Origin of the sequence: Burkholderia contaminans, assembly GCF_029633825.1 — a bacterium.
Taxonomy (GTDB): Bacteria; Pseudomonadota; Gammaproteobacteria; order Burkholderiales; family Burkholderiaceae; genus Burkholderia; species Burkholderia contaminans.
In genome coordinates, this window is the sequence record NZ_CP090641.1 from 1,675,833 (window position 1) to 1,699,848 (window position 24,016).

The following is a 24,016-nucleotide window of genomic DNA, read 5'->3' on the forward strand; positions in this document are numbered from 1 at the left end:
ACGGCACGACGCCCCGGCCTGCGCCTTCGGGGCAGCACCGCGCCGATCCCCGCGAGAAACGCTGGGGGCGAATCGAACGCATCGGACGCACGAATCACGACTCATACGTCGTCCGACTGCTTAACTCAGTCGAGACGTGAGCGACGCAAGGCATGCATTTGTCGCATCCCCGTTTTTACCGAATCCATGACCTGTATGTGTGCGCACACTCACATTCGAGTGGACGGCGTTCGAGATAAGTTGTCGTATGTTTATGCGCAAAAACTTCAACTAGAAGTTCCCCGGCCGACGTCGTCAGCCGGGGCGAATGCCTACTCGGCGGCCACCGCGACTGCCCCCATCACCGGCTCGCGTCCCGCCGAAGCAACCGGTTCGAACATCAGCACCAGATCGCCGCGATAAGGCCCGTTGGCCGGCGCTGCCCCGCCGCGGACCGGCGCTTTTGCACTGATCTTCAGCGTGCGGACTTCGTCGTAGCCGTCAAATCCGTCGTGCGCGGGCTTGGCCAGCGTGAGCGTGCGAGCGCCATCGGACGCGATTTCCGCATCGCCCGCATTACCCGTCAGCAGAACCTTCGCGCTGACCAGATCGTCGTGGCCGTTCGACAGCCGCAGCGGCTGCAGCAGCGTGACGTTGATGTCGGGATTCGTCGTACGGACGCGAATCGGCAGCGCCGCGGCAAATGCCTGCTGCTGGGCGTCCGTCGCGTTCAGTTCGACCACGCCGTACGCGGCGTTGTCCGGATTCGACACGAACAGGCTGTCGCCGATATGCGCGGTCAGCGTGATCTTCTTGACGACCGCTTGCGGCGACGCCGGGCCTGCGTGAGCGATGCCTGCCAATGCACCGCACGCAACGAGTACGGCCAGCTGTGTTCCGATCTTCATGGTGTGGTTCCGCATTTCGAATGGTTGATATTCGAGCACCCGATTCCGCCATCGCCCAGAAATCCTGAATTCCCTTATCCCGAAATTCACCGGCAATATCCCCGTGGAATTCGCTATGCCCTGCCGTATGCGTGCGCGATCGCGTCGGCCGAATGCCATCGCATCGCTTCCGGGATTCGCCTGTCAGCCCAGTCCGGCCTGCTTGGGCGCTTCCATCGCGCTACGGCACACAATAACGATAGGTCGAGAAAAGCCCATTAAAAATCCATGGAAACCTTCACGATTCTTTTCGGTTTCCATTTACCAGTGCTATCTCCAAATCAAATAAAACACGCTCGCCCATTGCCCGACTATCCGGCGGGCGCCCATCCGCCTCGGTAATTTCGCCCCTGTTCATCCCCCCACCGCCCGCGCTATCGTTTCCGTACCTTCACAGCCCAGGAGCTGCCTTTGCCTTCCCGCCACGGAGTCGACCTCATTCGCGCCCGCGCGCTGTTCGATCGCGAGCGCCACGCGTTCACCGAAGCCATGCCGGTCTCCCGCGCCCTGTCCGCGGAAGCCTCCGAGCACTTGCTGTTCGGCGTGCCGTTGCACTGGATGCAGGACTGGTCGACACCGTTTTCGCTGTATGTGAAAGAGGCGCGCGGCGCGACGTTCACCGACGTCGACGGCCATCGCTATGTGGACTTCTGCCTCGGCGACACCGGCGCGATGTTCGGTCATGCGCCCGAACCCGTCGCGCGCGCACTCGTCGAGCAGGCCACGCGCGGCTACACGACGATGCTGCCGAGCGAGGACGCCACGTGGGTGTCGCGCGAACTCGCGCGCCGCTTCAGGCTGCCGGTCTGGCAATTCGCATTGAGCGCGAGCGACGCGAACCGCTTCGTGCTGCGCTGGGCGCGCGCGGCCACCGGCCGCAAGACGATCGTGGTGTTCAACGGCTGCTATCACGGCACCGTCGACGACGTGTTCGTCGATCTCGTCGATGGCCGCCCCGTGCAGCGCGACAGCCTGCTCGGGCAGTCGTACGACCTGCTCGCGAACACCCGCGTCGTCGAATTCAACGACCTCGCCGCGCTCGAAGCGGCGCTGAAAGGCGGCGATGTCGCCTGCGTGCTCGCCGAGCCCGCGATGACGAACATCGGGATGGTGCTGCCCGATCCGGGCTTCTGGGAGGCGGCACGCGAACTGACGCGCCGCTACGGCACGCTGCTCGTGATCGACGAAACGCACACGATCAGCAGCGGCCCGGGCGGCTATGCGGTCGCGCACGATCTCGAGCCGGACATGCTGGTAGTCGGCAAGCCGATCGCGGGCGGCGTGCCGTGCGCGGTGTACGGGTTCAGCGCGGAATTTGCGGAACGCGCGAAGCAGGCGAAGCTGAATGCGCCGCCCGGCCATTCGGGGATCGGCACGACCCTCACCGCGAACATGCTCGCGATGCATGCGATGCGTGCAACGCTCGCCGAAGTTGCGACCGACGCGGCGTATGCGCACATGTTCGAACTCGCCGCGCGGCTGGCGGCGGGGCTCGAACAGGCGATCGCAAAACACGGGCTGCCGTGGTGCGTGACGCGCATCGGCGCGCGCACCGAATTCCAGTTCGCTTCCACGCCGCCGCGCAACGGCACGCTCGCCGGTGCGCAGCTCGACAGCGAACTCGAACACATCGTGCACCTGTACCTGCTGAATCGCGGCGTGCTGATCACGCCGTTCCACAACATGATGCTCGTGTGTCCGCAGACGACGGCCGATGATGTCGACCGGCTCGTCGCGCAGTTCGACGCGTGTCTCGGCGAGTTGGTGTGATGCAGTGACATTCGCGGCAGGCCACACATCGCGCGAGCGCGGCCACGATGTGTGGCCTGCCGCGCCGCTCGTGTCGCCTGACAGTGAAACGGAACGCCGCACAGCGGGCCGTTTCCCGTCGCATCCGCATCATGCAGCGATGCGCTCCGCCGCCTTCAACGCCCGCCGCGCCACTTCCGCGAAATACCGCGCCCCCACCGGCAGGATCTCGTCGTTGAAGTCGTAGCCCGCGTTGTGCAGCGGCACGCCGCCCCGACCGGCCGCCTCCCCGTTGCCGATGAAGACGAAGTTGCCGGGCACCGCCTGCAGGAACGCGCCGAAGTCTTCCGAGATCATCATCGGCTGGACGTTCGCGTTCACGTTCTCTGCGCCCGCGACCTGCGCCGCGGCCCGCACGGCCGTGTCGACCCATTCCGGCGAATTCACCGTCGGCGCGAACTCGTGCGTGTACTCGAACGTGCAGGTTGCGCCGTGCGTGCGGCAGATCCCTTCGCTGATCTCGCGCATCCGCGTGGCCAGCAGCGCCTGCACGTCACGCGAATAACTGCGCGTGTCGCCCTTGATCGTCACCGTCGACGGCAGCACGTTGCGCAGCCCGTCGGTGATGAACTCCGTGCACGAGATCACGGCCTGCTCGCCCGGATCGAGATTGCGCGACACGATCGTCTGCAGCGCGAGCACGACCTGCGCGCCGATCACGATCGGATCGATGCCCATGTGCGGGCGCGCCGCATGCGTGCCGCGCCCGTCGATCCGGATCACGAAATTGTCTTCGCTCGCCATGATGCCGCCCGCGCGCGTCGCGAACGTGCCCGCGCGCATCCCCGGCATGTTGTGCGCGCCGAAGATCGCGTCCACCGGAAAGCGCTCGAACAGCCCGTCGGCCATCATCGCCTTCGCGCCGCGGCCATGCTCCTCGGCCGGCTGGAAGATGAAGCGCACGGTGCCGTCGAAATCCTTGCGCTCGGCCAGCAGCTGCGCGGCGCCGAGCACCATCGACATGTGGCCGTCGTGCCCGCACGCATGCATCTTGCCCGGCATGCGCGACGCATGTTCGCGGCCCGGCGCATGCTCGACGATGTTCAGCGCGTCCATGTCCGCGCGGATGCCGATCGCGCGCTTGCCGGTGCCGGCCGTCAGGTTCGCGACGAGCCCCGTGCCGCCGATCCCGCGATGCACGTCGAGCCCGAGCGTCGTCAGGATGCGCGCGACGTAGTCCGACGTGTTCACCTCTTCGAATCCCGTCTCCGGAAACTGGTGCAGATGGCGGCGCCAGGTCTTCAGTTGCCCCTGCAGCGTGCTTTCTTCGGTTGCGTTCATGGCGTGGGCCTCGTCGGTCGTCGTTGGTCGTGGTCGGTCGTCGTCGGTCGGGATGTCGTTCAGGCCGCGACCGCCGCGCGCTCCAGCCAGGCGCGCTGCCTCGCGAGCACGACGTCGGCCGTCTCGCCGACGCAGTTCCGGTACACGGACGGCGCCGTCGCGCCTTCCGTATTGATCGCTAGCACGCGCGAATGCGCATCGAGCCCCACCTGTCGCGCGAGCGCAGGGTCGCGCATCAGCACGTCGAGCCCCGCGACGCCGGCCGCGCCCGATTCGCCGGCCACGAGCGGCACGTCGCGTTCGCTGCCGGCCGCAAGGTTGCGCATCGCCTGCACCGCGTCTTCGTCGTCGATCAGCATGAAATAGTCGATGCACATCTCGAGGAAGTCCCACGCAAGCGGCGACGCCTCGCCGCACGCCAGCCCGGCCATCACGGAATCGACACTGCCGGTCGCCCTGGACGCGCGACCTGCGAGTGCACTCTGGTACAGGCAGTCGGCCTGGCGCGGCTCGACGACGATGAAACGCGGCCGCTGCACGCCGTCGCGCTCCCACAGGTAACTCGCGACGCCCGCGGCGAGGCCGCCCACGCCGCCTTGCAGCAGCACATGCGTGAACGGCCGCCCGTCGTCCTCGGCCGCCTGCGCGGCGGCCTCGGCGGCGATCACGCCATAGCCCTGCATCACGTCGCGCGGAATCGCTTCGTAGCCGTCGTACGACGTATCCGACACGACATACCAGCCGTTCGCCTGCGCGAGCTGCGCCGCGCAAATGACCGACTCGTCGTAGTTCCCCTCGATGCGCACGATCCGCGCGCCGTACGCCGAGATCGCGCGTTCGCGTTCGGCCTCGACGTTCGCGTGCAGCACGATCACGCACCCGCAGCCGATCGCACGCGCGGCGGCGGCCAGCGCGCGGCCGTGATTGCCGTCGGTCGCGCTGATCACCGTCAGGTCGGCCAGTTCGGCCGCGTAGCGGCCGGTGACGAGCCCTTGAGGATCGAGATCCTGCGTGCGTCGCAAGCGCTTCACGAGCCGCACCAGCGCGATCGGTGCGCCCAGCGCCTTGAAGCTGCCGAGCGGCGAGCGGCACGACTCGTCCTTCACGCTGACGCTCGCGACGCCGAGCCGCGCGGCGAGATCCGGCAGCGCGCGCAACGGCGTGCGCGCGTTGCCGACGAGCGGCCAGTGCGACAGCCACGCGCCGCTTTCGTCGGCCGATGCGATGTTCATCACTCGGCGCAGCGCGTGGGGATAGGCGGTGCGCGAGGCACGGGGGTTGGCGATCAGCATGGCGGGCAGCACTCCGTGAGTCGGTTCGGGTCGGTCGCGCACGGGTTGCGCGCGCCGCCGGTTCGAAAAATAATATTGCGCATGCGGGTCAATAAAATCGCCAAATCGGCGCCTGCAACGCAAAAAATTCTCATTCTTCCGAGGCTTCACGCGCCATCATGACCACCCCACTCGATGCGTTCGATCGCAAGCTCCTGATGGAAATCCAGCGCGACGCGCAAACGCCGCAAAGCGAGCTCGGCGCGCGCGTCAACCTGTCGACCGCGGCCGTGAACCGGCGCCTCAAACGTCTCGCGGACGACGGCGTGATCGAGCGCTACACGGCCGTCGTCGCGCCGGACAAGGTCGATCATCCGCTGACGATCGTCGTCAACGTCGAGGTCGAAAGCGAGCAGATCGACCAGCTCGACGCGATGAAGCGCACCTTCGAGCGCTGCCCGCAGATCCAGCAGTGCTACTACGTGACGGGGGAATGGGATTTCGTGCTGATCCTCGCGGTGCGCAACATGGATCAGTACAACGCGCTCACGCGCGAGCTGTTCTTCGCGAACAACAACGTGAAGCGGTTCAAGACGCTGGTGAGCATGAGCCGCGTGAAGGTCGGGCTCGAGGTGCCGGTCGAACCGGGCGAGTGAGTGTAAGTGAGTGAGCGGTTGCACACATGAGGCGACCGGTGCGCGAATGCATGCACCGATCGCCTCCCATCGACGGCTACGTCAGCGGCAACTGAAGCTCGCTGCCGAATTCACGTCGCCCGACCCGTTGTAGCGCGCCACCTGCGGATACGCGCACAGCGGCCGCGTGCGTCCCGCGCCCCACGATGCCGGCACGTCCGCATTCGGCACCGCGTTCGTCGCGTCGCGCGCGGTGGCCACCACCGCACCGGGCGCCTGCCCCTGCTCGACCCAGGCCACGAGCGGCGTCAGCAGGTCGAACTGGTCGGCCGCCGGGCCCCCCGAGCAGTGGTTCATCCCCGGCACCGGATAGAAGCGCGCGAAATCCGACGCATCGCCGCCGTTCGCCTGCGCAACCCGCGCGTACCAGTCGCGCGTATCGTCGAACGAGAACACCGGGTCGCCGGTGCCGTGATAGACGAGCAGCTTCGCACCGCGCGCCTTCAGCGCGGACAGGTTGGTCTCGTCGGGCGGCGTCATGAACGACCACGCGGATTGCGTGTACACGCCGCTGGTCGCGAAGATCGCCGGCGCGTCGTTGTCCATGTCGAAGCCGAGCGCGAAACCGGGCAGGTTCGCGAGCACCGCGGCGGTTTTCGGCGGCGACATGAACGTGAACGCCATCGCGGCCGGGTCGAGCGTGATCGAATTCGACTGCTTCCACGCGGCCCAGCCGCCGCCGGCAATGCCCGGATCGTACGGAAAGCCCGCATAGAGCGCCGTGCCCGCGCTGTTGCGGGCGCCCGTGAACACGTTCCCGAGCGCGGTCTTCTGCGCGGGCGTCAGGCACGCGCCCGTGCGCGTGCCGTTCGCGCAGGTCGGGATGTCCGCGTCGACGCTGAAGTGCGCTTGGCACGCGGCAACGTCCTGCACCATTCCGTCGGCGGCGCCGTCGAGCGCGTCGCATTTCTCGAGGATCTTCGCGCCGACGAACTGCCGCTCCGCGTCGGTGAAGCCGCTGCGGATATCCGGCAGCCCGTTCGACCCGGTCGCCGATGCGATCTTCGCGAACTGCTGCGCGCCGTACATCTCGCCGATCGCCGCCTTCGGCAGATGAAAACCCGGATCGCCCGCGATGATGCCGTCGTAGTCGGCCGGGTTGCGCACCGCCGTGACCATCGCATGACGGCCGCCGTTCGAGCAGCCGCCGAAATAGCTGCGGTCGGGCGCCTTGCCGTACGCAAGCCGGATCACCTGCTTCGCCATCGGCGTGAGCGCATCGACCGCGCCGTAGCCGTAGTCGATGCGCGCCTGCGGATCGAGGCCGAACAGCGGATTCTGCGCGGCGCTGTGCCCGGAATCCGAGCTGATCACCGCGAAGCCCTGGTTCAGCGCGTCGGTCAGCGGCCCGCCGCCGCCGATCTCGCCGGTCGCGGTCACGACGTTGCCGTCGAGGCCGCCGTTCGCCTGGTAGAAGAAGCGGCCGTTCCACGCCTTCGGCAGGCGCATCTCGAAGCCGATCGCATAGGTCTTGCCGTCGACCGTGCTCACGCGCTCGTTCATCTTCCCTGCGATCACGCAGTGCTCGGCGATCGGCTTGCCCGCCACCGTGAGCGCGCCGGCAGCCGCGGTCGTCACCGACGTGAACGACGTGTTCGCATACGCCAGCTTCGCGGCGAGCGCGTCGCAGGTTTGCGACATCGCGGCCGGCGTCGCGGCGCTCAGGTGCGTCGGTGCTGAATTCACCGAGTCGTCGCCGCCGCAACCGGCGAGCAGGGCGGCGGCGGACAGCGGCGCAATACAGAGGAATGCAGATTTCCTGTTCAAGATATCTCCCTTCGGTTCGTCACGCCGGTGAATCAGAACATGTGCCGCACGCCGACCATCGCGCCGAGCTGCCCCATCCCTTCGCCGGGTGTCGTGCCGGGCCCGCCGCCGCTGACGGAGTAGCGCGCATGCGCGCTGTTCCACAGATACGACGATTGCGCATAGACGGCCGTGCGCTTGGTCAGCAGATAGGTCGCGCGCAGCGTGGCCATCGTCGCGCGCGTGTCGTGCGCGCTGTTGACGATCCGGTAGCCTTCGCCGTCGACGACGAAATCGGGCTTCACCGCATACGACGCGCCGACGAAGAACAGGTCCGAATGCGCGCCGGGCGCGGCCGGCGAACCGGTCGACACGCGCCGCCCGATCCAGCCCGCGCCGATCTTTGCGCCGGCCGCCTGCGCATACGCGCTCACGTGAGCGCGCGCGTCCTTGCCGCCGCTGCTGGTGAAGGGAACGGGCGCCACGCCGTCGAAGAAGTTCGCGGCCGCGCCGGTGCCGCCGCGCTGTTCCTCGTATGACGCCGCCGCACCGAAGTACGCGCTGTCGTACTTGAGCATCACCGACCAGTTGCGGCACTGCACCGCGTCGCCCGGCACCTGCCCCGCGCACGTGCCCTGGCCCGGCGAGTTGCCGGTGCCCGCGCCGTCGCGTCCGAACGAATACGCGGCGCCGAACGTCACGCCGCGATACGCGCCGACGTAGGTCACCGCGTTGTCGGCGCGGCCATTCGGCACGTACGCGTCGAACGAGCCGAGCCCGTAGATGTCGGGGCCGATGATGTCCGCGCCCTGCAGCGCGAGATAGGTCATCGTGTACTGGCGCCCGAACGCGAGCGTGCCGAAGCCGCTCTTCAGCCCGACGAACGCCTGCCGCCCGAACAGCCGGCCGCCCTGCCCGAGATCGCCGCCGCGCACGTTGAAGCCGCTTTCGAGCGTGAACACCGCCTGATAGCCGCCGCCGAGATCCTCGGTGCCGCGCAGCCCCCAGCGCGACGGCAGTTCGCCCGTCACGCCCGGCATGCGCACGACGTGGTCGCCTGCCGCGTTCGCGTGCGACACGTATTCGACGCCCGTATCGATGATCCCGTATAGCGTCACGCTCGACTGCGCATGCGCACCGGGCGCGGCGAGCGCGCAGCACGCGCCGGCGGCCAGCAGGCCGTTCCTTGTCTTCGTCTTCATCGTTGCGTCTCCAGACCTTGAGTAAGCGCGCTCTGACGGCGCGCATTGAAAAAATCGAACCATCAGTCGCCGGCTTGCGGGCGGCGAATCAGCACGAATGCAGCGAAGGCCGCGACGAGCGTGACGGGGATGCTCGCGCCGATCACGACCGGCGCGCTGCGGCCCGCGGCCAGCAGCGTCGCGGCCGCGAGCGGCCCGACGACGGAACCGAGCCGGCCGACCGCCACCGCCGCGCCGACGCCCGTGCCACGCATCGCGGTCGGGTAGTAGATCGCCGCGAGCGCGTACAGCACCGACTGCCCGCCGACCACGAACATCCCCGCCGCGAACGCAGCCGCCGCGAGCGACGCGAAACCGGGCGCGGCCGCGAGCGCGGCGAGCGACAGCACGATCCCGATATACATGCCGCCGACCACGCGCGATGCGCGCATCCGGTCGAGCGCCGCGCCGATGCCGAGCGCGCCGAGCCCCGCGCCGACGTTGAACGCGATCTGCACGAGGCCGACGTGTGCGCGATCGAGCCCGCGCGAGGCCATCAGCGACGGCAGCCAGTTCAGCAGGAAGTAGAGGACGATCAGCGTGCAGAAGTAGCTGACCCACAGCGCGACCGTGGACGTCGTGCGGCCGTCGCCGAACAGCGTGCGTGCCACGCTCGTGCGCGCGGCCTGCGTGCCGGCGACGTCGAGATATGCACGCGATTCCGGCAGGAACCACACGAGCAGCGGCACGAGCAGCAGCGGCCCCACGCCGCCGACGTAGAAGATGTGTCGCCATTCGGTGTCGCCGGCCAGCAGCACGCCGATCAGCGACGCGATCACGCCGCCGAACGGGATACCGCAGTACATCGTCGCCACCGCGCTGCTGCGCGAGCGCGGCTCGACCGCTTCGGACGACAGCGCGATCAGGTTCGGCATCGCGCCGCCGAGGCCGATGCCGGTCAGCACGCGCACGACGACGAGCATCGCGAACGTCGAGACCTGCGCGGTCGCGATCGACAGCAGCCCGAACAGCACGACCGATGCGATCAGCACGCGCTTGCGGCCGATCCGGTCGGCGAGCCGCCCGCCGAGCATCGCGCCCGGCAGCAGCCCGAAGGTGCCCGCGCTGAACGCGATACCCATCTGCGACACGCTCAGCCCGAATTCGCGCGCCATGCGCGGCGCGGCGACACCGACCGACTGCAGGTCGAGCCCCTCGAGGAGAGCAATCGCGAAACACAGCGCGAGCGTGGTCGCGACCGTGGGTTTTTCGGCAACGTAAGTGTTCATCCTGTCTCCAGTCCCATGTCTTGTAGTCGGTCGGCCGCTGACGGCCGCCGCGCGCCGTCGCCGGCCAGTGGCGAAGCAGCGCGCACGTTGTCGTCTGAACGGGCGCCTTTATCAGGCAACCTGATTCACTGGCCGCAAGCATGCCTGCCGGTATCGTGGCCGGCAGGTCGTTGTGTCTGCTTGATGCGATGTGCTTCCGGTTACGCGTAAATCACGTCGGGATCGCGTCGCGCCGGGTCGTACAGCGCGTCGATCGTCGCCGCGCGGTGCTGCTGCACGGCCGCCTGGTTCAGCGAACCCTTGTCGGTCACTTCACCGAGGTCGAGCGACGGCGGCGTGTCGATCAGCCGGATGCGCGCGACGAACGTCGAACCGCCGCTCGCATGCCGGTTCAGCTCGACGAGCCATTGCTCGAACACCGCACGCACGGCCGGCGCGCGCAGCACGTCGGTCACGGACGCATCGGCGGCGAGTCCCGCCAACGAACGGCACGCGTCGACGCGCGGAAACACCAGCAGCCCGATGTCGTCGCGATTGATCCCGGTGACGACCACGTCCTGCACGTACGGCGCACCGCTCGACACCGCGTTCGCGCGCAGCGGCCCGACGCTGACGAAGGTGCCGCTGCTCAGCTTGAAATCCTCGGTCAGCCGCCCGTCGAACAGCAGCCCGAGCTCCGGCCGCTGCGGATCGGCAAAGACCCCCGCATCGCCGCTGCGGTAATAGCCTTCGTCGTCGAATACGTCACGCGGATCGACGTCCGCATGCCAGTAGCCGCGCATCACGTTCGGCCCCTTGAAGCGCAGTTCGTGCTTGCCGCCGCACGGCACGAGCTTCGCGTCGCAGCCGGGCGCGGGCAGCCCGATATAGCCGGCGCGCATCAGCGGCCCCGTCGTGAACAGGCACGACGGCGACGCCTCCGTCATCCCGAGGCCCGCCATGATCCGGATCCGCTCGCCGCAATGCGCTTCGGTCACGCGGTCGAGCCGGTCCCATGCGGCCTGCGACAGGCCCGCGCCGCCGAAGAAATACAGCTTCACGCGCGAGAAGAACGTCGCGCGCAACTCGGCATCGCGTTCGAGCGCGACGGTCAGCTCTTCCCAGCCCTTCGGCACGTTGAAGTAGATCGTCGGCGCGATCTCGCGCAGGTTGCGCACGGTTTCGTCGAAGCGGCCCGGCACCGGGCGGCCGTCGTCGATGTACAGCGAGCCGCCGTTGTACAGCGCGATGCCGAGGTTGTGACTGCCGCCGAACGTGTGATTCCACGGCAGCCAGTCGACCAGCACCGGCGGTTCGCGCGTCAGTTCGGGCATCGTCTGGCGCAGCATCTGCTGGTTGCTGCACAGCATCCGGTGCGTGGTCGGCACGGCCTTCGGCTGCTTCGTCGAGCCGGACGTGAACAGGATCTTCGCGAGATGATCGGGGCCGACCGCTTCGTGGAGTGCGTCGATCGTGCGCGGGACGGTCGCAAGAAGCTGCGACAGCGGCACCGCGCCGACCCTCCCGTTCGCATCGGCATCGTCGTCGCGTGCGACGATCAGCGCCGCATCGGCCGGCAACGTGACGTCGAGCGCACGTGCGAACGGCGCACGTTCGGCGACGAACACCGCACCCGGCTTCAGCACGCCGAGCGTGTGACGCAGCTTGCCGTAGTCGGTCGACACCAGCGAATACGCGGGCGAGATCGGCGAGTACGGCACGCCGGCCAGCATCGCCGCGAACATCAACTGCAGATGCTCGAGATCGTTGCCGGACAGCACCGCGAGCGGACGCTCGACCGACAGCCCGAGATCGACGAGGCCCTGGCCGATTGCACGCGCACGTTCAAGCATCTGTGCGTAGGTGATCTCGACCCAGCGGCCGTCGGCGCCGCGCCTCGCGGCCAGCACGCGGTCGGGGTGTGCTTGCGCGCCGTTCACGAGGCAATCGGTCAGGCGCGTCGGGTAGTCGCCGAGCGGTTCGCGCGAACGCAGGTACCACGCGCCGTTTTCCGCGCGACGAATCTCGGCCGCGCCAACGGCGACGGCCGCTGCGCGATAGCGCACGCCGCCCGTGTCGTGTGCGGCCTCGCCCGGAGGCTTCGCTACATTCATCGTCGCCTCGCTCATATCGGGTAATGCCGCGGCGTGGTCTGCACGGTGATCCAGCGCAGCTCGGTGAATTCGGCGATCGACGCACGGCTGCCGAAGCGGCCGTAGCCGCTCGCCTTGGTACCGCCGAACGGCATCTGCGCCTCGTCGTGCACGGTCGGCCCGTTGATGTGGCAGATTCCCGATTCGATCCGGCGCGCGACCGCCATCGCGCGCGCGACATCGCGGCTGAACACGCTCGCCGACAGCCCGAACTCGCTGTCGTTCGCGAGCGCGACCGCTTCGTCGTCGCTGTCCGCGCGCAGGATCGCGACGACCGGCGCGAACGACTCCTCGCGATACAGCCGCATGTCGCGCGTCACGCCATCGACGATCGCCGGCTGCATCGTCGCGCCTTCCACGCGGCACCCGAGCGGCAGTTGAGCGCCAAGCGCCCGCGCATCCTCGACCAGCGACGCCGCACGCACGGCGGCCGACGCGTCGACCATCGTGCCGAGCGGATGGCCGGCCAGCGGATCGCCCGCGACCAGCGTGCGCGCCTTCGCGGCGAGGCGTTCGACCAGCGCATCGGCAATCGGCCGCGCGGCGATCACGCGCTCGGTCGACATGCAGATCTGCCCCTGGTTGAAGAACGCGCCGAACGCGATCGCGTCGACGGCCGCGTCGAGATCGGCATCGTCCAGCACGAGCACGGGCGCCTTGCCGCCGAGTTCGAGCAGCACCGGTTTCAGGTGGGCGGCCGCGTGGCGCGCGATGATGCGCCCGACATGCGTCGACCCGGTGAAGTTGATGCGCTTCACGTGCGGATGCGCGATCAGGCGCTCGACGAGTTCGGGTGCGTCGGCCGCCGCGTGCGTGACCACGTTGACCACGCCCGCGCCGAGCCCTGCTTCGTCCAGCACCGCGCCGATCAGCGCATGCACGCCGGGGCACGCTTCGGAGGCCTTCAGCACGACCGTGTTGCCGCAAGCGAGCGGCATCGCCAGCGCGCGCGTGCCGAGGATCACCGGCGCGTTCCACGGCGCGATGCCGAGCACGACGCCGCACGGCACGCGCATCGCCAGCGCGAGATTGCCGGGCACGTCGGACGGGATCACGTCGCCGGCGATCTGCGTCGTCATCGACGCGGCCTCGCGCAGCATGTTCGCCGCGAGCGTCACGTTGAAGCCGATCCAGCCGGGCGTCGCGCCGGTTTCGGCTACGCCCGTCGCGATGAACGCGTCGATGCGCGCGTCCATCAGGTCGGCCGCCTTCAGCAGCAGCCGGCGGCGCTCGGTCGGCGCAAGCGCCGACCATGCCGGAAACGCGCGGTGCGCGGCGTCGATCGCCGCGTCGGCGTCGGCTGCGCCGGCCGCCGGCGCGCGTGACGCCAGCGCGCCCGTCGCGGGATTGAATCGGTCGAAGGTGCGCCCATCGCGGGCGGTGCACCACTCGCCGGCGATCAGCATCCGTCTGTCGGTCATGTTGTCTCCTGCCTTGCCTGTTTCTTGCGATTACGCCGGCGGTGATGCCGGCGGCTGCGTCCGCGCTTGTATCAGCGCTTGTATGCCTGCAGGCCCGGCTTGATCGTCTTGTCGTCGAGGAACTGCTTCAACCCCTGTTCGCGGCCGCGTTCCGGATCGCGCAGCTGCGCCTGGTCGAGCTTCGCGTACAGGTAATCCTCGCACTGCTCCCAGGTGAGTTCACGCGCGCGCTTGAAGCCATGCTTCGCCGCGCGCAGCACGACCGGGTTCTTGTCCATCAGGCGGGCCGCGAGCGCGATCGTCGCGTCACGCAGTTCGGCCAGCGGCACGCTGCTGTTCACGAGGCCCATCCCGGCCGCTTCCACGCCGGTGAACGTATCGCCCGTCATGATGTAGTGCAGCGCGCGACGGTGCCCGACCGTATCCGCCATCGCCTTGCTGACGAGGTTGCCCGGCGGGATCCCCCAGTTGATCTCCGACAGCCCGAACACCGCTTCGTCGGCCGCGATCGCGAGATCGCACGCGACGAGCGGCGAGAAACCGCCGCCGAAACACCAGCCGTTCACCATCGCGATGGTCGGCTTGTTGTACATCCGCAGGCGGCGCCATTGCCATTCCGATGCGTCGCGGCGCACTTTTTCCTGCAGCGCGTCGGAGCCGCCGTCGATCTCGCGGAAGTACTCCTTCAGGTCCATGCCGGCGGTCCATGCAGCGCCCGCGCCGGTGAGGACGAGCACCTTCGCCTCGTCGTCGAACTCGACCGCATCGAGGACTTCCAGCATCTCCCGGTTCAGCGTCGGGCTCATTGCGTTGCGCTTCTCGGGGCGGTTCAGCGTGACCCACGCGATGCCGGCCTCCACCTTCACATCAACGGTCTGCCAGCGGTTGTCGTACTTGCTCATATCGTTTCCTGTCGTTCGTTCCTGTGCGATTCGGTGCGCAGCATTCCTGCTGCGGACGGCTTCATTTAATATCAGGCTACCTGATATTGCAAGCGGCATGAGCGCCGGTGTAAACCCGGATCGGAAAGCGGTGAAAGCGACGGAATCGGGGAACGGTCAGGCGACCGGCAGAGCGAACGCGGGGCGCACAGGCCCGCGCGACGAGGGTTCGGAATGGGGTCAGCCGCGCAGGTTGCGCGAGAACAGTTCGAGCGCGCGCTGCACGTGCGTGGCGTCGTCGGCGGATATGTCGCCGAGCATGCGCTTTTCGAGCGGGCGCAGCACGGCTTCGCATTCGCGCAGCATCGCCGCGCCTTCGTCGGTCAGCTTGAGCAGGATGATGCGGCCGTGCGACGGGTCCGCTTCACGCGTGACGAAGCCGCGGGCGGCCATCACGCTCATCACTTCATTCGCCGATTGCGGCGTGATCCACGAGCGCTCGGCCAGTTGCGCGTTCGACGACGCGCCGCGCGCCTCGAGCACCGACAGCGCCGTGTATTGCGCGAGCGTGATGCCAAGCGGTGCGAGCGCGTCGGTCATGTGGCGGCGCAGCAACCGGTCGAGACCGCCGATCACGTAGGTCAGGCGCTGCTGCACGCGCGCCTTCGGCTTGTCGCCGGTCGCGCGGGTGGCGGGCTTCGTGGCGTTCTTCGGATTCGCGGGTTTGGTCGGTGCGGAACTCATGGTGCGGGCGGGATGGAATTGCGGGCCATCTTACCAGCACGTCAGAGCGCGAACGGGAGGTTCCAGGCATGCCGGGCAACCGCAGCGCACTCGCGCGCGCGTCGCGGACTGCCGGCCTGGCCGAGAAATCCGCTGCGTCAGCGACATCCCATGAACGGCATCCCGTACGCGATCAGCCGCGCGGCGTCCCCGCAAACCGCGCCGTCGCCATCCCCGCGTGCCGCGTCTGCGCGACGAACACGCCGCCCGCATGCGGGTCGTCGGCCAGCGCATCGTCGCTCAACCCGACGCGCGCGCTCGTCACGTACAGGCGGCCCTCACCGTCGAGCGCCGTGCAACTCGGCTGCGCGGTCGGCACCGCCACGCGATCCGTCTCGACACCGTCCGGCCCATAACGCACCACCCGCCTGCCGCCCCACTGCGCATTCCACAGGCCGCCGTCGCGATCGACGATCGAGCCGTCCGGATCGCCGTCGGGATCGGTCAGGCGCGCGAACGGCCGCACGTTCGCGACTTCGCCGCCCGGCCGGTAATCGCACACGAAAATCTCGCGCACCAGCGAATCGCAAAAGTACATCTTCGACCCATCCGGCGAGAACCCGATGCTGTTCGCAATCGCGGCCGGCGGCAACGCGAGCCGTTCGAGCGTGAGATCGGCATTGAGCCGGTAGAACCCGCCGACCGCGCGCGGCGGCTCGGCGCCTTCGTCCTTCATCCCGAACACGAACGCGCCGGAACCGTCGCAGCGCCCGTCGTTCAGCCGCGTCGGCAGCTCGGGCTCGACTTCGACGATCCGCGTGAACGCGCCGCTGCGCAGGTCGAAGAACGCGAGGTGCGTCGCGAGCCCGACGAGCAGCACGTCCGGATCGTCGGTCAGCGCGAAACACGCGAGCCGCTCGGGCATCGGCCATGGCGTGAGGTCGGAGCCATCCGCACGACAGCGCCACAGTTGCGCACCTTCAATGTCCACCCAGTACAGCGCGCGCGTCCTGTCGCACCACGTCGCGCCTTCGCCGAGCGTGTTGCGGGTGTCGGCCAGCAGCGTCGCCTGCCCGGCCGGATGAATCTGTTGCATGCCGTCTCCCGATATCTGTCGCTTATGCGGGCGGCCGCGCGTTCGCCAGGGTCAGATCTTCATCGCGCGCCGCTGGTTGCGACGATACTGGTCGAACAGCACCGCGAGCAACAGAATTCCGCCGCGTATCAGATATTGGTAAAACGTCGGCACGTTCAGCAGGCTCATCGCGTCCTGCACGGAGCCCATGATCAGCACGCCGACCAGCACGCCGGAGATCGTCGCGACGCCGCCCGTCAGCGACACGCCGCCCAACACGCATGCGGAAATCACGCCGAGTTCGAGGCCGACCGACGTCTTCGGGTCGCCAAGGCTCATCCGCGACGCGAGCATCACGCCGGCAAAACCCGTCACGAGCCCCTGCAGCACGAACACGGTGATCTTGATGCGCATCACCGGCAGCCCGGCGAGCAGCGCGGCCTCGCCATTGCCGCCCACTGCGAGCACGTTCTTGCCGAACACCGTCTTGCGCAGCAGGAAGCCGAACACGACGAAGCCGACGATGTTGCTCCAGATCGGATACGAGATGCCGAGGAACGAGCCGCCGCCGAGATCGAAGAAGCGTTCCTCGGAGATCATCACCGCGTCGCCGTTCGACGTGATGAACGCGAGCCCGCGCACGACTTCCATCATCGCGAGCGTGACGATCAGCGAGTTGATCCGCCAGCGCGCGATCAGCACACCGTTGACGAGCCCGACCGCACCGCCCGCGAGCACGCCGCCCGCGATGCCGAGCACGACGCTGTGCGTCGCGGTGATCAGCGTCGACGCGACGACGCCCGAGAACGCGACGATCGACGCGACCGACAGGTCGACCTCGCCGAGCGCGAGCACGAACATCATCGTCACCGCGATCGAACCGATCAGCGTGACCGACAGCAGCAGGCCCTGGATGTTGCGCGGCGTGAGGAAGTCCGGCACCGTTAGCGAAAGCGTCGCGAACAGCACGAGAAACACCATCACGATGCCGGAGCGGTTGATCAGCTGCCACACGCCGCCGCGCGCTCGCGCGGGTGCGATGGCGGCATCGGGGGACGGGGAAGTGCGTTGGGGTTGCATTGCCTGGCTCATGTCGTTTGCATCCGGTTGATCGTTGCGGGGCGCTAGCGCGGCAGCGCGAGCTTGATCAGCGCGTCGGGCGTCGCGTGCGCCTTCGCGACCTCGCCCGCGATCCGCCCTTCCTTCATCACGATGATCCGGTCCGACACGCCGATCACCTCGGCCAGGTCGCTCGACACGAGGATCACCGTGCGGCCCGCTTCCGCGAGTTCGTAGAACAGGTTGTAGATTTCCGCGCGCGCGCCGACGTCGATGCCGCGCGTCGGCTCGTCCATCAGGAACACGTCGATGCGCTCGGCCAGCCAGCGCGCGAGCACGACTTTCTGCTGGTTGCCGCCGGACAGCGCGCCGATCGGCGTGTCGCCATCGCGCGTCTTGATCGCGAGCCGCTCGATGTAGCGCTGCGCGAGTTCGCGTTCGCGCCGCCCGTCGAGCAGCACCCGCGCCGGGCTGAAATGCCGGCGCGCGCTGATGTTCAGGTTGTCGGCCACCGACGCGATCGCGACGATGCCTTCCTGCTTGCGGTCTTCCGGGCACAGCGCGAGGCCGGCGCGCACCGCGTCGCGCGGGCTCCCGAACGCCACGCGCTTGCCGTTCAGTTCGACGTGCCCCGCGCTCGGGCGCGCGGCGCCGTACAGCAGCTTCATCAACTCCGAGCGGCCCGCGCCCACGAGCCCGAAGAAGCCGACGATCTCGCCGCGCCGCGCGGTGAACGACACGGGCTCGGACAACCCGGGCCCCGCCAGCCCCTTCGCCTCGATCAGCACGTCACCGGCCGCGCGCGGCCGGTAGCCGTACACGTCCTCGATCGAGCGGCCGACCATGCAGCCGATCAACCGGTCGCGGTCGAGATCGGTGACGGAATCGAACGTGTCGATGCGGCGGCCGTCGCGGAACACCGTCACGCGGTCGCACAGTTCGTACACCTCTTCCATCCGGTGCGTGACGTAGATGATCGCGCGGCCTTCCGCGCGCAGCGCGCGGATGATCCGGAACAGTTGCGTGGTTTCGCGCGCGGACAGCGAACTCGTCGGCTCGTCGAACGCGATCACGCGCGCGTCGCGCATCAGCGCCTTGCCGATCTCGATCATCTGGCGCTGGCCGATCGACAGGTACTTCACCGGGATGCCCGGATCGATGTGCTCGCCGAGTCGCTCCAGCGCATCGAGCGCGCGCGCGGCAAGCGTGCGTTCGTCGACCACGCCGAGCCGGCTCGGCAGCTGCCCGAGCATCAGGTTCTCGGCCACCGTCAACTCGGGCACCAGATGCAGCTCCTGGTAGATGATCGCGATGCCGGCCTCGAGCGCCGCGCGCGTCGACGCGAAGCGCTGCTCGGTGCCGTTCAGCGTCAGCGTGCCGGCCTGCGGCTGGTTCACGCCGGACAGCACCTTCAGCAGCGTCGACTTCCCCGCGCCGTTCTCGCCCATCAGCCCGTGCACTTCGCCCGCGCGCACCGACAGCGACACGGCGTCGAGCGCACGCACGCCCGGGAACGTCACCGTGATGCCGTCGAGCGCGAGCAGCGGGCCGCCCGGCGGCGACTCGGCGGCATCGCCGCCGGTGTCGCCATCGTTGCCGGATACGGCCGTCATCGTCTGCGTCGTCATCGCGTTCTCGCCTCGTGCGCTCAGATGCCGAGTTCGGCGCGTACGGCCTGCCAGTTCGCGCGCGTCATCAGCTTGCCGCTCGTCTGCGTGTCGGCCGGCGGCGTCTTGCCGTCGCGAATCCATTCGACGAGGTTCTGCGTGCTGTCCTTGCCGTGGTTCGTCGAGCTGACCGCAATCGTCCCGTAGAAGCCGGTCGGCTCCTTCTTCTGGAATTCGGCGAACGCCTCGCCCGCGCCGTTGATGCCCACGCCGATCACGTCGGCCGCCGGGATATGCAGCTGCTCGGTCGCGCGCACCGCGCCGAGCACGGTTTCCTCGTTCAGCGCGTAGACCACCCACTTCTTCACGTTCGGATGGCGCGCGAGCACGGGCGCGGCCGCGCTGAAACCGCCTTCGTCGTCGGTCGTCTTCTGCGGCGCGTCGAAGATGTTCTCCTTGCGGAAGCCGTTCGCGAGCAGCGCCTGCGTCGCGCCGTCGGTGCGCAGCTTCGCGGTCGGCAGCTCGTAGTTCGTGATCCGCAGCGCGCCGACTTCCTCGGGCTTCCAGCCGCGCCGCTTCATCTCGTCGGAAATCGCCTGGCCGACCTGGTTGCCGATCTTGGTTGCCGACATCCCGAGGTGCGGCACGTTCGGCAGCGGCTTGCCGGTCGAATCGACGAGCTGGTCGTCGACGGTCACGAACTTCATGTTGTAGCGCTTCGCGCGTGCGGCGATCGCCGGGCCGAGGCGCACGTCCGGCGCGCAGATCACGAAGCCCTGCGCACCCTGCGAGCCGAGGTTGTCGATCGCGGCCAGCACCTTCTCGCCGTCGGGCGTACCGATCTTCACGACCGAGAAATTCTCCTTCTGGCCGAGCGCGGACGCCGCATTCTGCTCGTTGATGAACCAGGCCTGCTCGGGCATCTTCACCAGGAAGCCGATCTTCAGCGGCGCGTCGGCGCGCGCGGCGCCCTGCATGCCGAGCGGTGCAATGCAAAGCGCGGCCAGCAGCGCGCGTAGGGTATGGCGGCGAATCGTGCGGTTCATGAGGTGTCTCCTTTGTATCGGCTGGTGCCGTGATGTGTGCCGTAATCCGTCATTCGTCGCGCTTCATGCGGAAGCGCGCAGGTTCAGCGGCCGAACGCGTCGGTCTGCACGCGCCGGCCGAACAGGAATGCATCGGCGACGAGCCGCAACGGCCGTACGTCGACGTCGCTTTCGCCACGCGCGATCAGCGCGTGGAAGTGCGCATACAGCGCCGGATACTCGCGTTCGGGCCCGAGCTCGACCGGCTCGCCCGCGATCGACAACTGCGCGCCGCCGCGGCTGATCGCGAGCACGCCGTCGGCCGTGTCGACCGCGATCTCCCATTGCTCGACCGGGCCGTGCCGCCAGTCGAATTCCGCACGCACCGGCACGCCGTCGGTATCCGCACAATCGAGCTCGGCGGCGATCGGCGTCTGCACGTCGCTCGGCACGATGAGCGTCGCCTCGCGCAGCACGAGCTCACGCGGCAGGATCCGCGTGACGATCGACAGCGCGTTGATGCCCGGGTCGAACACGCCGAGGCCGCCCGGCTCCCAGATCCATTGCTGCCCCGGATGCCAGCGCCGCACATCCTCTTTCCAGCGCACCTGCACCGCACGGATCGCGCGCGTCGCGAGCCATTCACGGGCGGGCTCCACCGCACTCGCGCAGCGCGAATGCCAGGTCGCGAACAGCGTGAGGCCGCGCTCGCGCGCAAGCGCCTCCAGCACGGCCACTTCGCCGAGCGTCGCACCCGGCGGCTTCTCGAGCATCACGTGCTTGCCGGCTTCGAGCGCAGCGCGCGCCTGCGCGTAGCGCACCTGCGGAGGCGCGCACAGCGACACGGCGTCGAGCTCGCGCTCGGCGGCCAGCAGCGCGCGCAGGTCGCGATAGTTGCGCACCCCGGTGACTTCCGCGTGACGGCTCGCGCACGCGGTCAACTTGAAACCCGGTTCGGCGTCGATCGCCGGCAGATGCTGGTCGCGTGCGATCTTGCCGATGCCGACGACACCCAGCGAAACCTGATCACTCATCGTGCATGCCTCCTTCGCGAATCGTTCGGTGACCGTTCAGTGCGCCCAGCGCAGCACGAGCGGATCGAGCCGGCGCGCGATCGCGAGCAGTTCCGCGCGCGTGTCCGGATGCAGTTCCGGCATCGGATGCCGCGGCCGCTCGCTCGCGATCACGCCGCCTTCGCGCATCAGCGCCTTCGCGGTGAGGATCCCGGACTGGCGGTTCTCATGGTTGATCAGCGGCAGCCATGCCTGGTAGCGCGCGTAGGCGTCGTCATGGCGCCCTTCGCGCCACGCTTCGAGGATCGGCCGGATTCCGTCCGGAAACCCGCCGCCCGTCATCGCGCCGGTCGCGCCCGCGTGCAGATCGGCAAGCAGCGTGATCGCCTCCTCGCCGTCCCACGGCCCTTCGATGGCATCGCCGCCGAGCCGGATCAGCTCGCGCAGCTTGTTCGCGGCGCCCGGCGTCTCGATCTTGAAGTACGCGACCTGCTCGATCTCGCGCGCCATCCGCGCGAGGAACGGAGCGGATAGCGCGGTGCCGCTCGCGGGCGCGTCCTGGACCATGATCGGAATCGCGATCGCGTCGGACACGCGCGCATAGAACTCGAAAATCTGCGCTTCGGGCACGCGGAACGTCGCGCCGTGATACGGCGGCATCGCCATCACCATCGCCGCGCCGAGCTGCTGCGCGCGCAGGCTGCGCGCCGCGCACACCTGCGTGCTGTAGTGCGACGTCGTGACGATCACCGGCACGCGGCCCGCCACGTGCTCGAGGATCGTGCGCGTGAGCACGTCGCGCTCGTCGTCGGTGATCGCGAACTGCTCGGAGAAGTTCGCGAGAATGCACAGCCCGTCCGAGCCCGCGTCGATCATGAAATCGACCGCGCGCTTCTGGCTTGCAAGGTCCAGCTCGCCGGTATCGGCAAACGTCGTCGGAACGACGGGGAAAATGCCGCGATGGCGCGGCGTGCTGCTCGATGTCATGGTTCGCGTCCTGCTTCGGCCTCGGTCACGACCGGCCGTCATGCGTTTACGGTTTCACGTTGCACGGGCCCGGAAGGCCCGCGACCGGCTGCCGCGCAGCCGCTCAATGCGAATGGCTCGGCACTTCAGCGCCGCGCGTGCCGACCAGGAAGTCGAGGTCGCACCCCTCGTCGGCCTGCAGCACGTGATCGATGTACAGCCGCGCATAGCCGCCCTTGCCGAGCTGGCCGGCCACGCCCGGCGCCGCGGTCGGATCGACGTCCGACAGGCGGCGATGCAGTTCGTCGTCCGTAATGTCCAGATGCAGCGTGCCGGCCTCGCAGTCGAGCTCGATCCAGTCGCCGTTGCGCACGGCCGCGAGCGGCCCGCCGGCAGCGGCTTCCGGCGCGACGTGCAGCACGACCGTGCCGTACGCGGTGCCGCTCATCCGCGCGTCGGAAATCCGGACCATGTCCTTCACGCCCTGGCGCAACAGCTTCGGCGGCAGCCCCATGTTGCCGACCTCGGCCATCCCCGGATAACCGCGCGGCCCGCAGTTCTTCAGCACCATCACCGAGCTTGCGTCGATGTCGAGCGCCTCGTCGTTGATCGTCGCCTTGTAGTGGTCGAGGTTCTCGAACACGACCGCGCGACCGCGATGCTTCAGCAACTCGGGGCTCGCCGCCGACGGCTTCAGCACCGCGCCGCGCGGCGCGAGATTGCCGCGCAGGATGCGGATGCCGCCGTCCGCGATCAGCGGCCGGTCGAGCGGGCGGATTACTTCCTCGTCGTAGTTCGGCGCTTCGCGCACGTTGTCCCACAGCGACTTGCCGTTCACCGTCAGCGCATCCGGGTTCGGCAGCAGCCCGCCTTCGCCGAGCCGGCGCAACACCGCCGGCAGGCCGCCCGCGTAATAGAACTCTTCCATCAGGAAGCGCCCCGACGGCATCAGGTCGACGATCGTCGGCGTGTCGCGGCCGATGCGCATCCAGTCTTCCAGTTCGAGCGGCACGCCGATGCGGCCCGCGATCGCCTTCAGGTGGATCACCGCGTTGGTCGAGCCTCCGATCGCCGCGTTCGCGCGGATCGCGTTCTCGAACGCCGCGCGCGTCAGGATCTTCGACAGCACGAGCCCTTCGAGCGCCATTTCGACGATGCGGATGCCCGACATGTGCGCGAGCACGTAGCGGCGCGAATCGACGGCCGGAATCGCCGCGTTGTGCGGCAGCGCGACGCCGAGCGCCTCGGCCATGCACGCCATCGTCGACGCGGTGCCCATCGTGTTGCAGGTGCCGGCCGAGCGCGACATCCCGGCTTCGGCCGACAGGAAGTGATGGACATCGATCTCGCCGGCTTTCAGCGCTTCGTGCAACTGCCACACGGCGGTGCCGGAGCCGATGTTCTTGCCCTCCAGCTTGCCGTTCAGCATCGGGCCGCCGGACACGACGATCGCCGGCACGTCGCAGCTCGCCGCGCCCATCAGCAGCGCGGGCGTCGTCTTGTCGCAGCCGGCGAGCAGCACGACCGCGTCGATCGGGTTGCCGCGGATCGCCTCCTCGACGTCCATCGACGCGAGGTTGCGCGTGAGCATCGCCGAAGGGCGCAGGTTCGATTCACCGTTCGAGAACACCGGGAACTCGACCGGGAAGCCGCCCGCCTCGGAGATCCCGCGCTTCACGTGCTCGGCGAGCTTGCGGAAGTGCGCGTTGCACGGCGTCAGTTCGGACCACGTATTGCAGATGCCGATGATCGGCCGGCCGTCGAACTCGTGATCGGGGATGCCCTGGTTCTTCATCCAGCTCCGGTACATGAAGCCGTTCTTGTCGTTCGTGCCGAACCATTGGGTAGAGCGCAGCCTGGGTTTCGTTGCCGACATCGTCAGTCCTGTGGTGACGGGATACCGGCGCAGTCTAGGC

The 24,016-nt window shown here is 68.4% G+C and carries 19 protein-coding genes; 2 read left to right on the forward strand and 17 right to left on the reverse strand.

Annotated elements, in window-relative coordinates; all coding sequences use genetic code 11:
• Positions 1 to 311: 311 nt before the first annotated feature.
• Entirely contained in the window at positions 312 to 887 is a 576-nt protein-coding gene (locus LXE91_RS25190; protein WP_046196379.1) for a hypothetical protein, read from the reverse strand.
• 450 nt (positions 888 to 1,337) lie between these two features.
• Between LXE91_RS25190 and LXE91_RS25195 the strand changes: the two genes are divergently transcribed.
• Positions 1,338 to 2,696, forward strand: coding sequence for an aspartate aminotransferase family protein (locus tag LXE91_RS25195; RefSeq protein ID WP_039340406.1), 1,359 nt, complete (start codon positions 1,338 to 1,340; stop codon positions 2,694 to 2,696).
• A 129-nt stretch (positions 2,697 to 2,825) separates the two neighbouring features.
• Here LXE91_RS25195 and LXE91_RS25200 read toward each other — a convergent pair whose 3' ends face one another.
• Both LXE91_RS25200 and LXE91_RS25205 read right to left on the reverse strand, forming a co-directional pair.
• A complete protein-coding gene (locus LXE91_RS25200; RefSeq protein ID WP_039340404.1) occupies positions 2,826 to 4,016 on the reverse strand; it encodes a M20 aminoacylase family protein in 1,191 nt (396 codons plus the stop codon).
• Between the two features lie 59 nt (positions 4,017 to 4,075).
• Positions 4,076 to 5,308, reverse strand: coding sequence for a diaminopropionate ammonia-lyase (locus LXE91_RS25205; RefSeq protein ID WP_039340402.1), 1,233 nt, complete (start codon positions 5,306 to 5,308; stop codon positions 4,076 to 4,078).
• 158 nt (positions 5,309 to 5,466) lie between these two features.
• On the opposite strand from LXE91_RS25205, the gene LXE91_RS25210 reads away from it, so the two are divergent.
• On the forward strand, positions 5,467 to 5,943 hold the full coding sequence (locus LXE91_RS25210; protein ID WP_039340400.1) for an Lrp/AsnC family transcriptional regulator: 477 nt from the start codon (positions 5,467 to 5,469) through the stop codon (positions 5,941 to 5,943).
• Positions 5,944 to 6,024: 81 nt separating this feature from the next.
• On the opposite strand, the gene LXE91_RS25215 is transcribed toward LXE91_RS25210, so the two are convergent.
• The 14 genes from LXE91_RS25215 to LXE91_RS25280 form a co-directional block, all read right to left on the reverse strand.
• The gene (locus LXE91_RS25215) at positions 6,025 to 7,749 is read right to left on the reverse strand and encodes a tannase/feruloyl esterase family alpha/beta hydrolase (RefSeq protein WP_039340398.1); all 1,725 of its coding nucleotides are present in this window, start codon (positions 7,747 to 7,749) and stop codon (positions 6,025 to 6,027) included.
• A gap of 32 nt (positions 7,750 to 7,781) precedes the next feature.
• Complete coding sequence (locus LXE91_RS25220; RefSeq protein WP_039340396.1) at positions 7,782 to 8,930, reverse strand: porin; 1,149 nt, start codon at positions 8,928 to 8,930, stop codon at positions 7,782 to 7,784.
• A 62-nt stretch (positions 8,931 to 8,992) separates the two neighbouring features.
• Positions 8,993 to 10,198 (reverse strand): 3-(3-hydroxy-phenyl)propionate transporter MhpT, encoded by a 1,206-nt coding sequence (gene mhpT, locus LXE91_RS25225; RefSeq protein ID WP_039340395.1) that lies wholly within the window; start codon positions 10,196 to 10,198, stop codon positions 8,993 to 8,995.
• 200 nt (positions 10,199 to 10,398) lie between these two features.
• Positions 10,399 to 12,306 carry a feruloyl-CoA synthase gene (locus tag LXE91_RS25230; protein ID WP_039340394.1) on the reverse strand — a complete coding sequence of 636 codons (1,908 nt, stop codon included), beginning with the start codon at positions 12,304 to 12,306 and terminating at the stop codon, positions 10,399 to 10,401.
• Positions 12,303 to 13,751 (reverse strand): aldehyde dehydrogenase, encoded by a 1,449-nt coding sequence (locus LXE91_RS25235; RefSeq protein ID WP_039340392.1) that lies wholly within the window; start codon positions 13,749 to 13,751, stop codon positions 12,303 to 12,305. The genes LXE91_RS25230 and LXE91_RS25235 overlap by 4 nt, the downstream gene beginning before the upstream one ends.
• Positions 13,752 to 13,822: 71 nt before the next feature.
• The gene (locus tag LXE91_RS25240; RefSeq protein ID WP_039340390.1) at positions 13,823 to 14,653 is read right to left on the reverse strand and encodes a p-hydroxycinnamoyl CoA hydratase/lyase; all 831 of its coding nucleotides are present in this window, start codon (positions 14,651 to 14,653) and stop codon (positions 13,823 to 13,825) included.
• 219 nt (positions 14,654 to 14,872) lie between these two features.
• Entirely contained in the window at positions 14,873 to 15,376 is a 504-nt protein-coding gene (locus LXE91_RS25245; RefSeq protein WP_039340388.1) for a MarR family winged helix-turn-helix transcriptional regulator, read from the reverse strand.
• A gap of 172 nt (positions 15,377 to 15,548) precedes the next feature.
• Positions 15,549 to 16,451 carry an SMP-30/gluconolactonase/LRE family protein gene (locus LXE91_RS25250; protein ID WP_039340385.1) on the reverse strand — a complete coding sequence of 301 codons (903 nt, stop codon included), beginning with the start codon at positions 16,449 to 16,451 and terminating at the stop codon, positions 15,549 to 15,551.
• A gap of 51 nt (positions 16,452 to 16,502) precedes the next feature.
• Positions 16,503 to 17,522: an L-arabinose ABC transporter permease AraH gene (gene araH, locus LXE91_RS25255; RefSeq protein WP_039340382.1), complete on the reverse strand. Its 1,020-nt coding sequence runs from the start codon at positions 17,520 to 17,522 to the stop codon at positions 16,503 to 16,505.
• 32 nt (positions 17,523 to 17,554) lie between these two features.
• Positions 17,555 to 19,117 carry an L-arabinose ABC transporter ATP-binding protein AraG gene (gene araG / locus LXE91_RS25260; protein ID WP_039340380.1) on the reverse strand — a complete coding sequence of 521 codons (1,563 nt, stop codon included), beginning with the start codon at positions 19,115 to 19,117 and terminating at the stop codon, positions 17,555 to 17,557.
• Between the two features lie 20 nt (positions 19,118 to 19,137).
• Positions 19,138 to 20,142: an arabinose ABC transporter substrate-binding protein gene (locus LXE91_RS25265; protein WP_039340378.1), complete on the reverse strand. Its 1,005-nt coding sequence runs from the start codon at positions 20,140 to 20,142 to the stop codon at positions 19,138 to 19,140.
• An 83-nt stretch (positions 20,143 to 20,225) separates the two neighbouring features.
• Positions 20,226 to 21,155 (reverse strand): Gfo/Idh/MocA family protein, encoded by a 930-nt coding sequence (locus LXE91_RS25270; RefSeq protein ID WP_039340374.1) that lies wholly within the window; start codon positions 21,153 to 21,155, stop codon positions 20,226 to 20,228.
• A gap of 36 nt (positions 21,156 to 21,191) precedes the next feature.
• The gene (locus LXE91_RS25275) at positions 21,192 to 22,121 is read right to left on the reverse strand and encodes a dihydrodipicolinate synthase family protein (protein WP_039340369.1); all 930 of its coding nucleotides are present in this window, start codon (positions 22,119 to 22,121) and stop codon (positions 21,192 to 21,194) included.
• Between the two features lie 103 nt (positions 22,122 to 22,224).
• Entirely contained in the window at positions 22,225 to 23,976 is a 1,752-nt protein-coding gene (locus LXE91_RS25280) for an IlvD/Edd family dehydratase (protein WP_039340365.1), read from the reverse strand.
• Positions 23,977 to 24,016 lie beyond the last annotated feature (40 nt).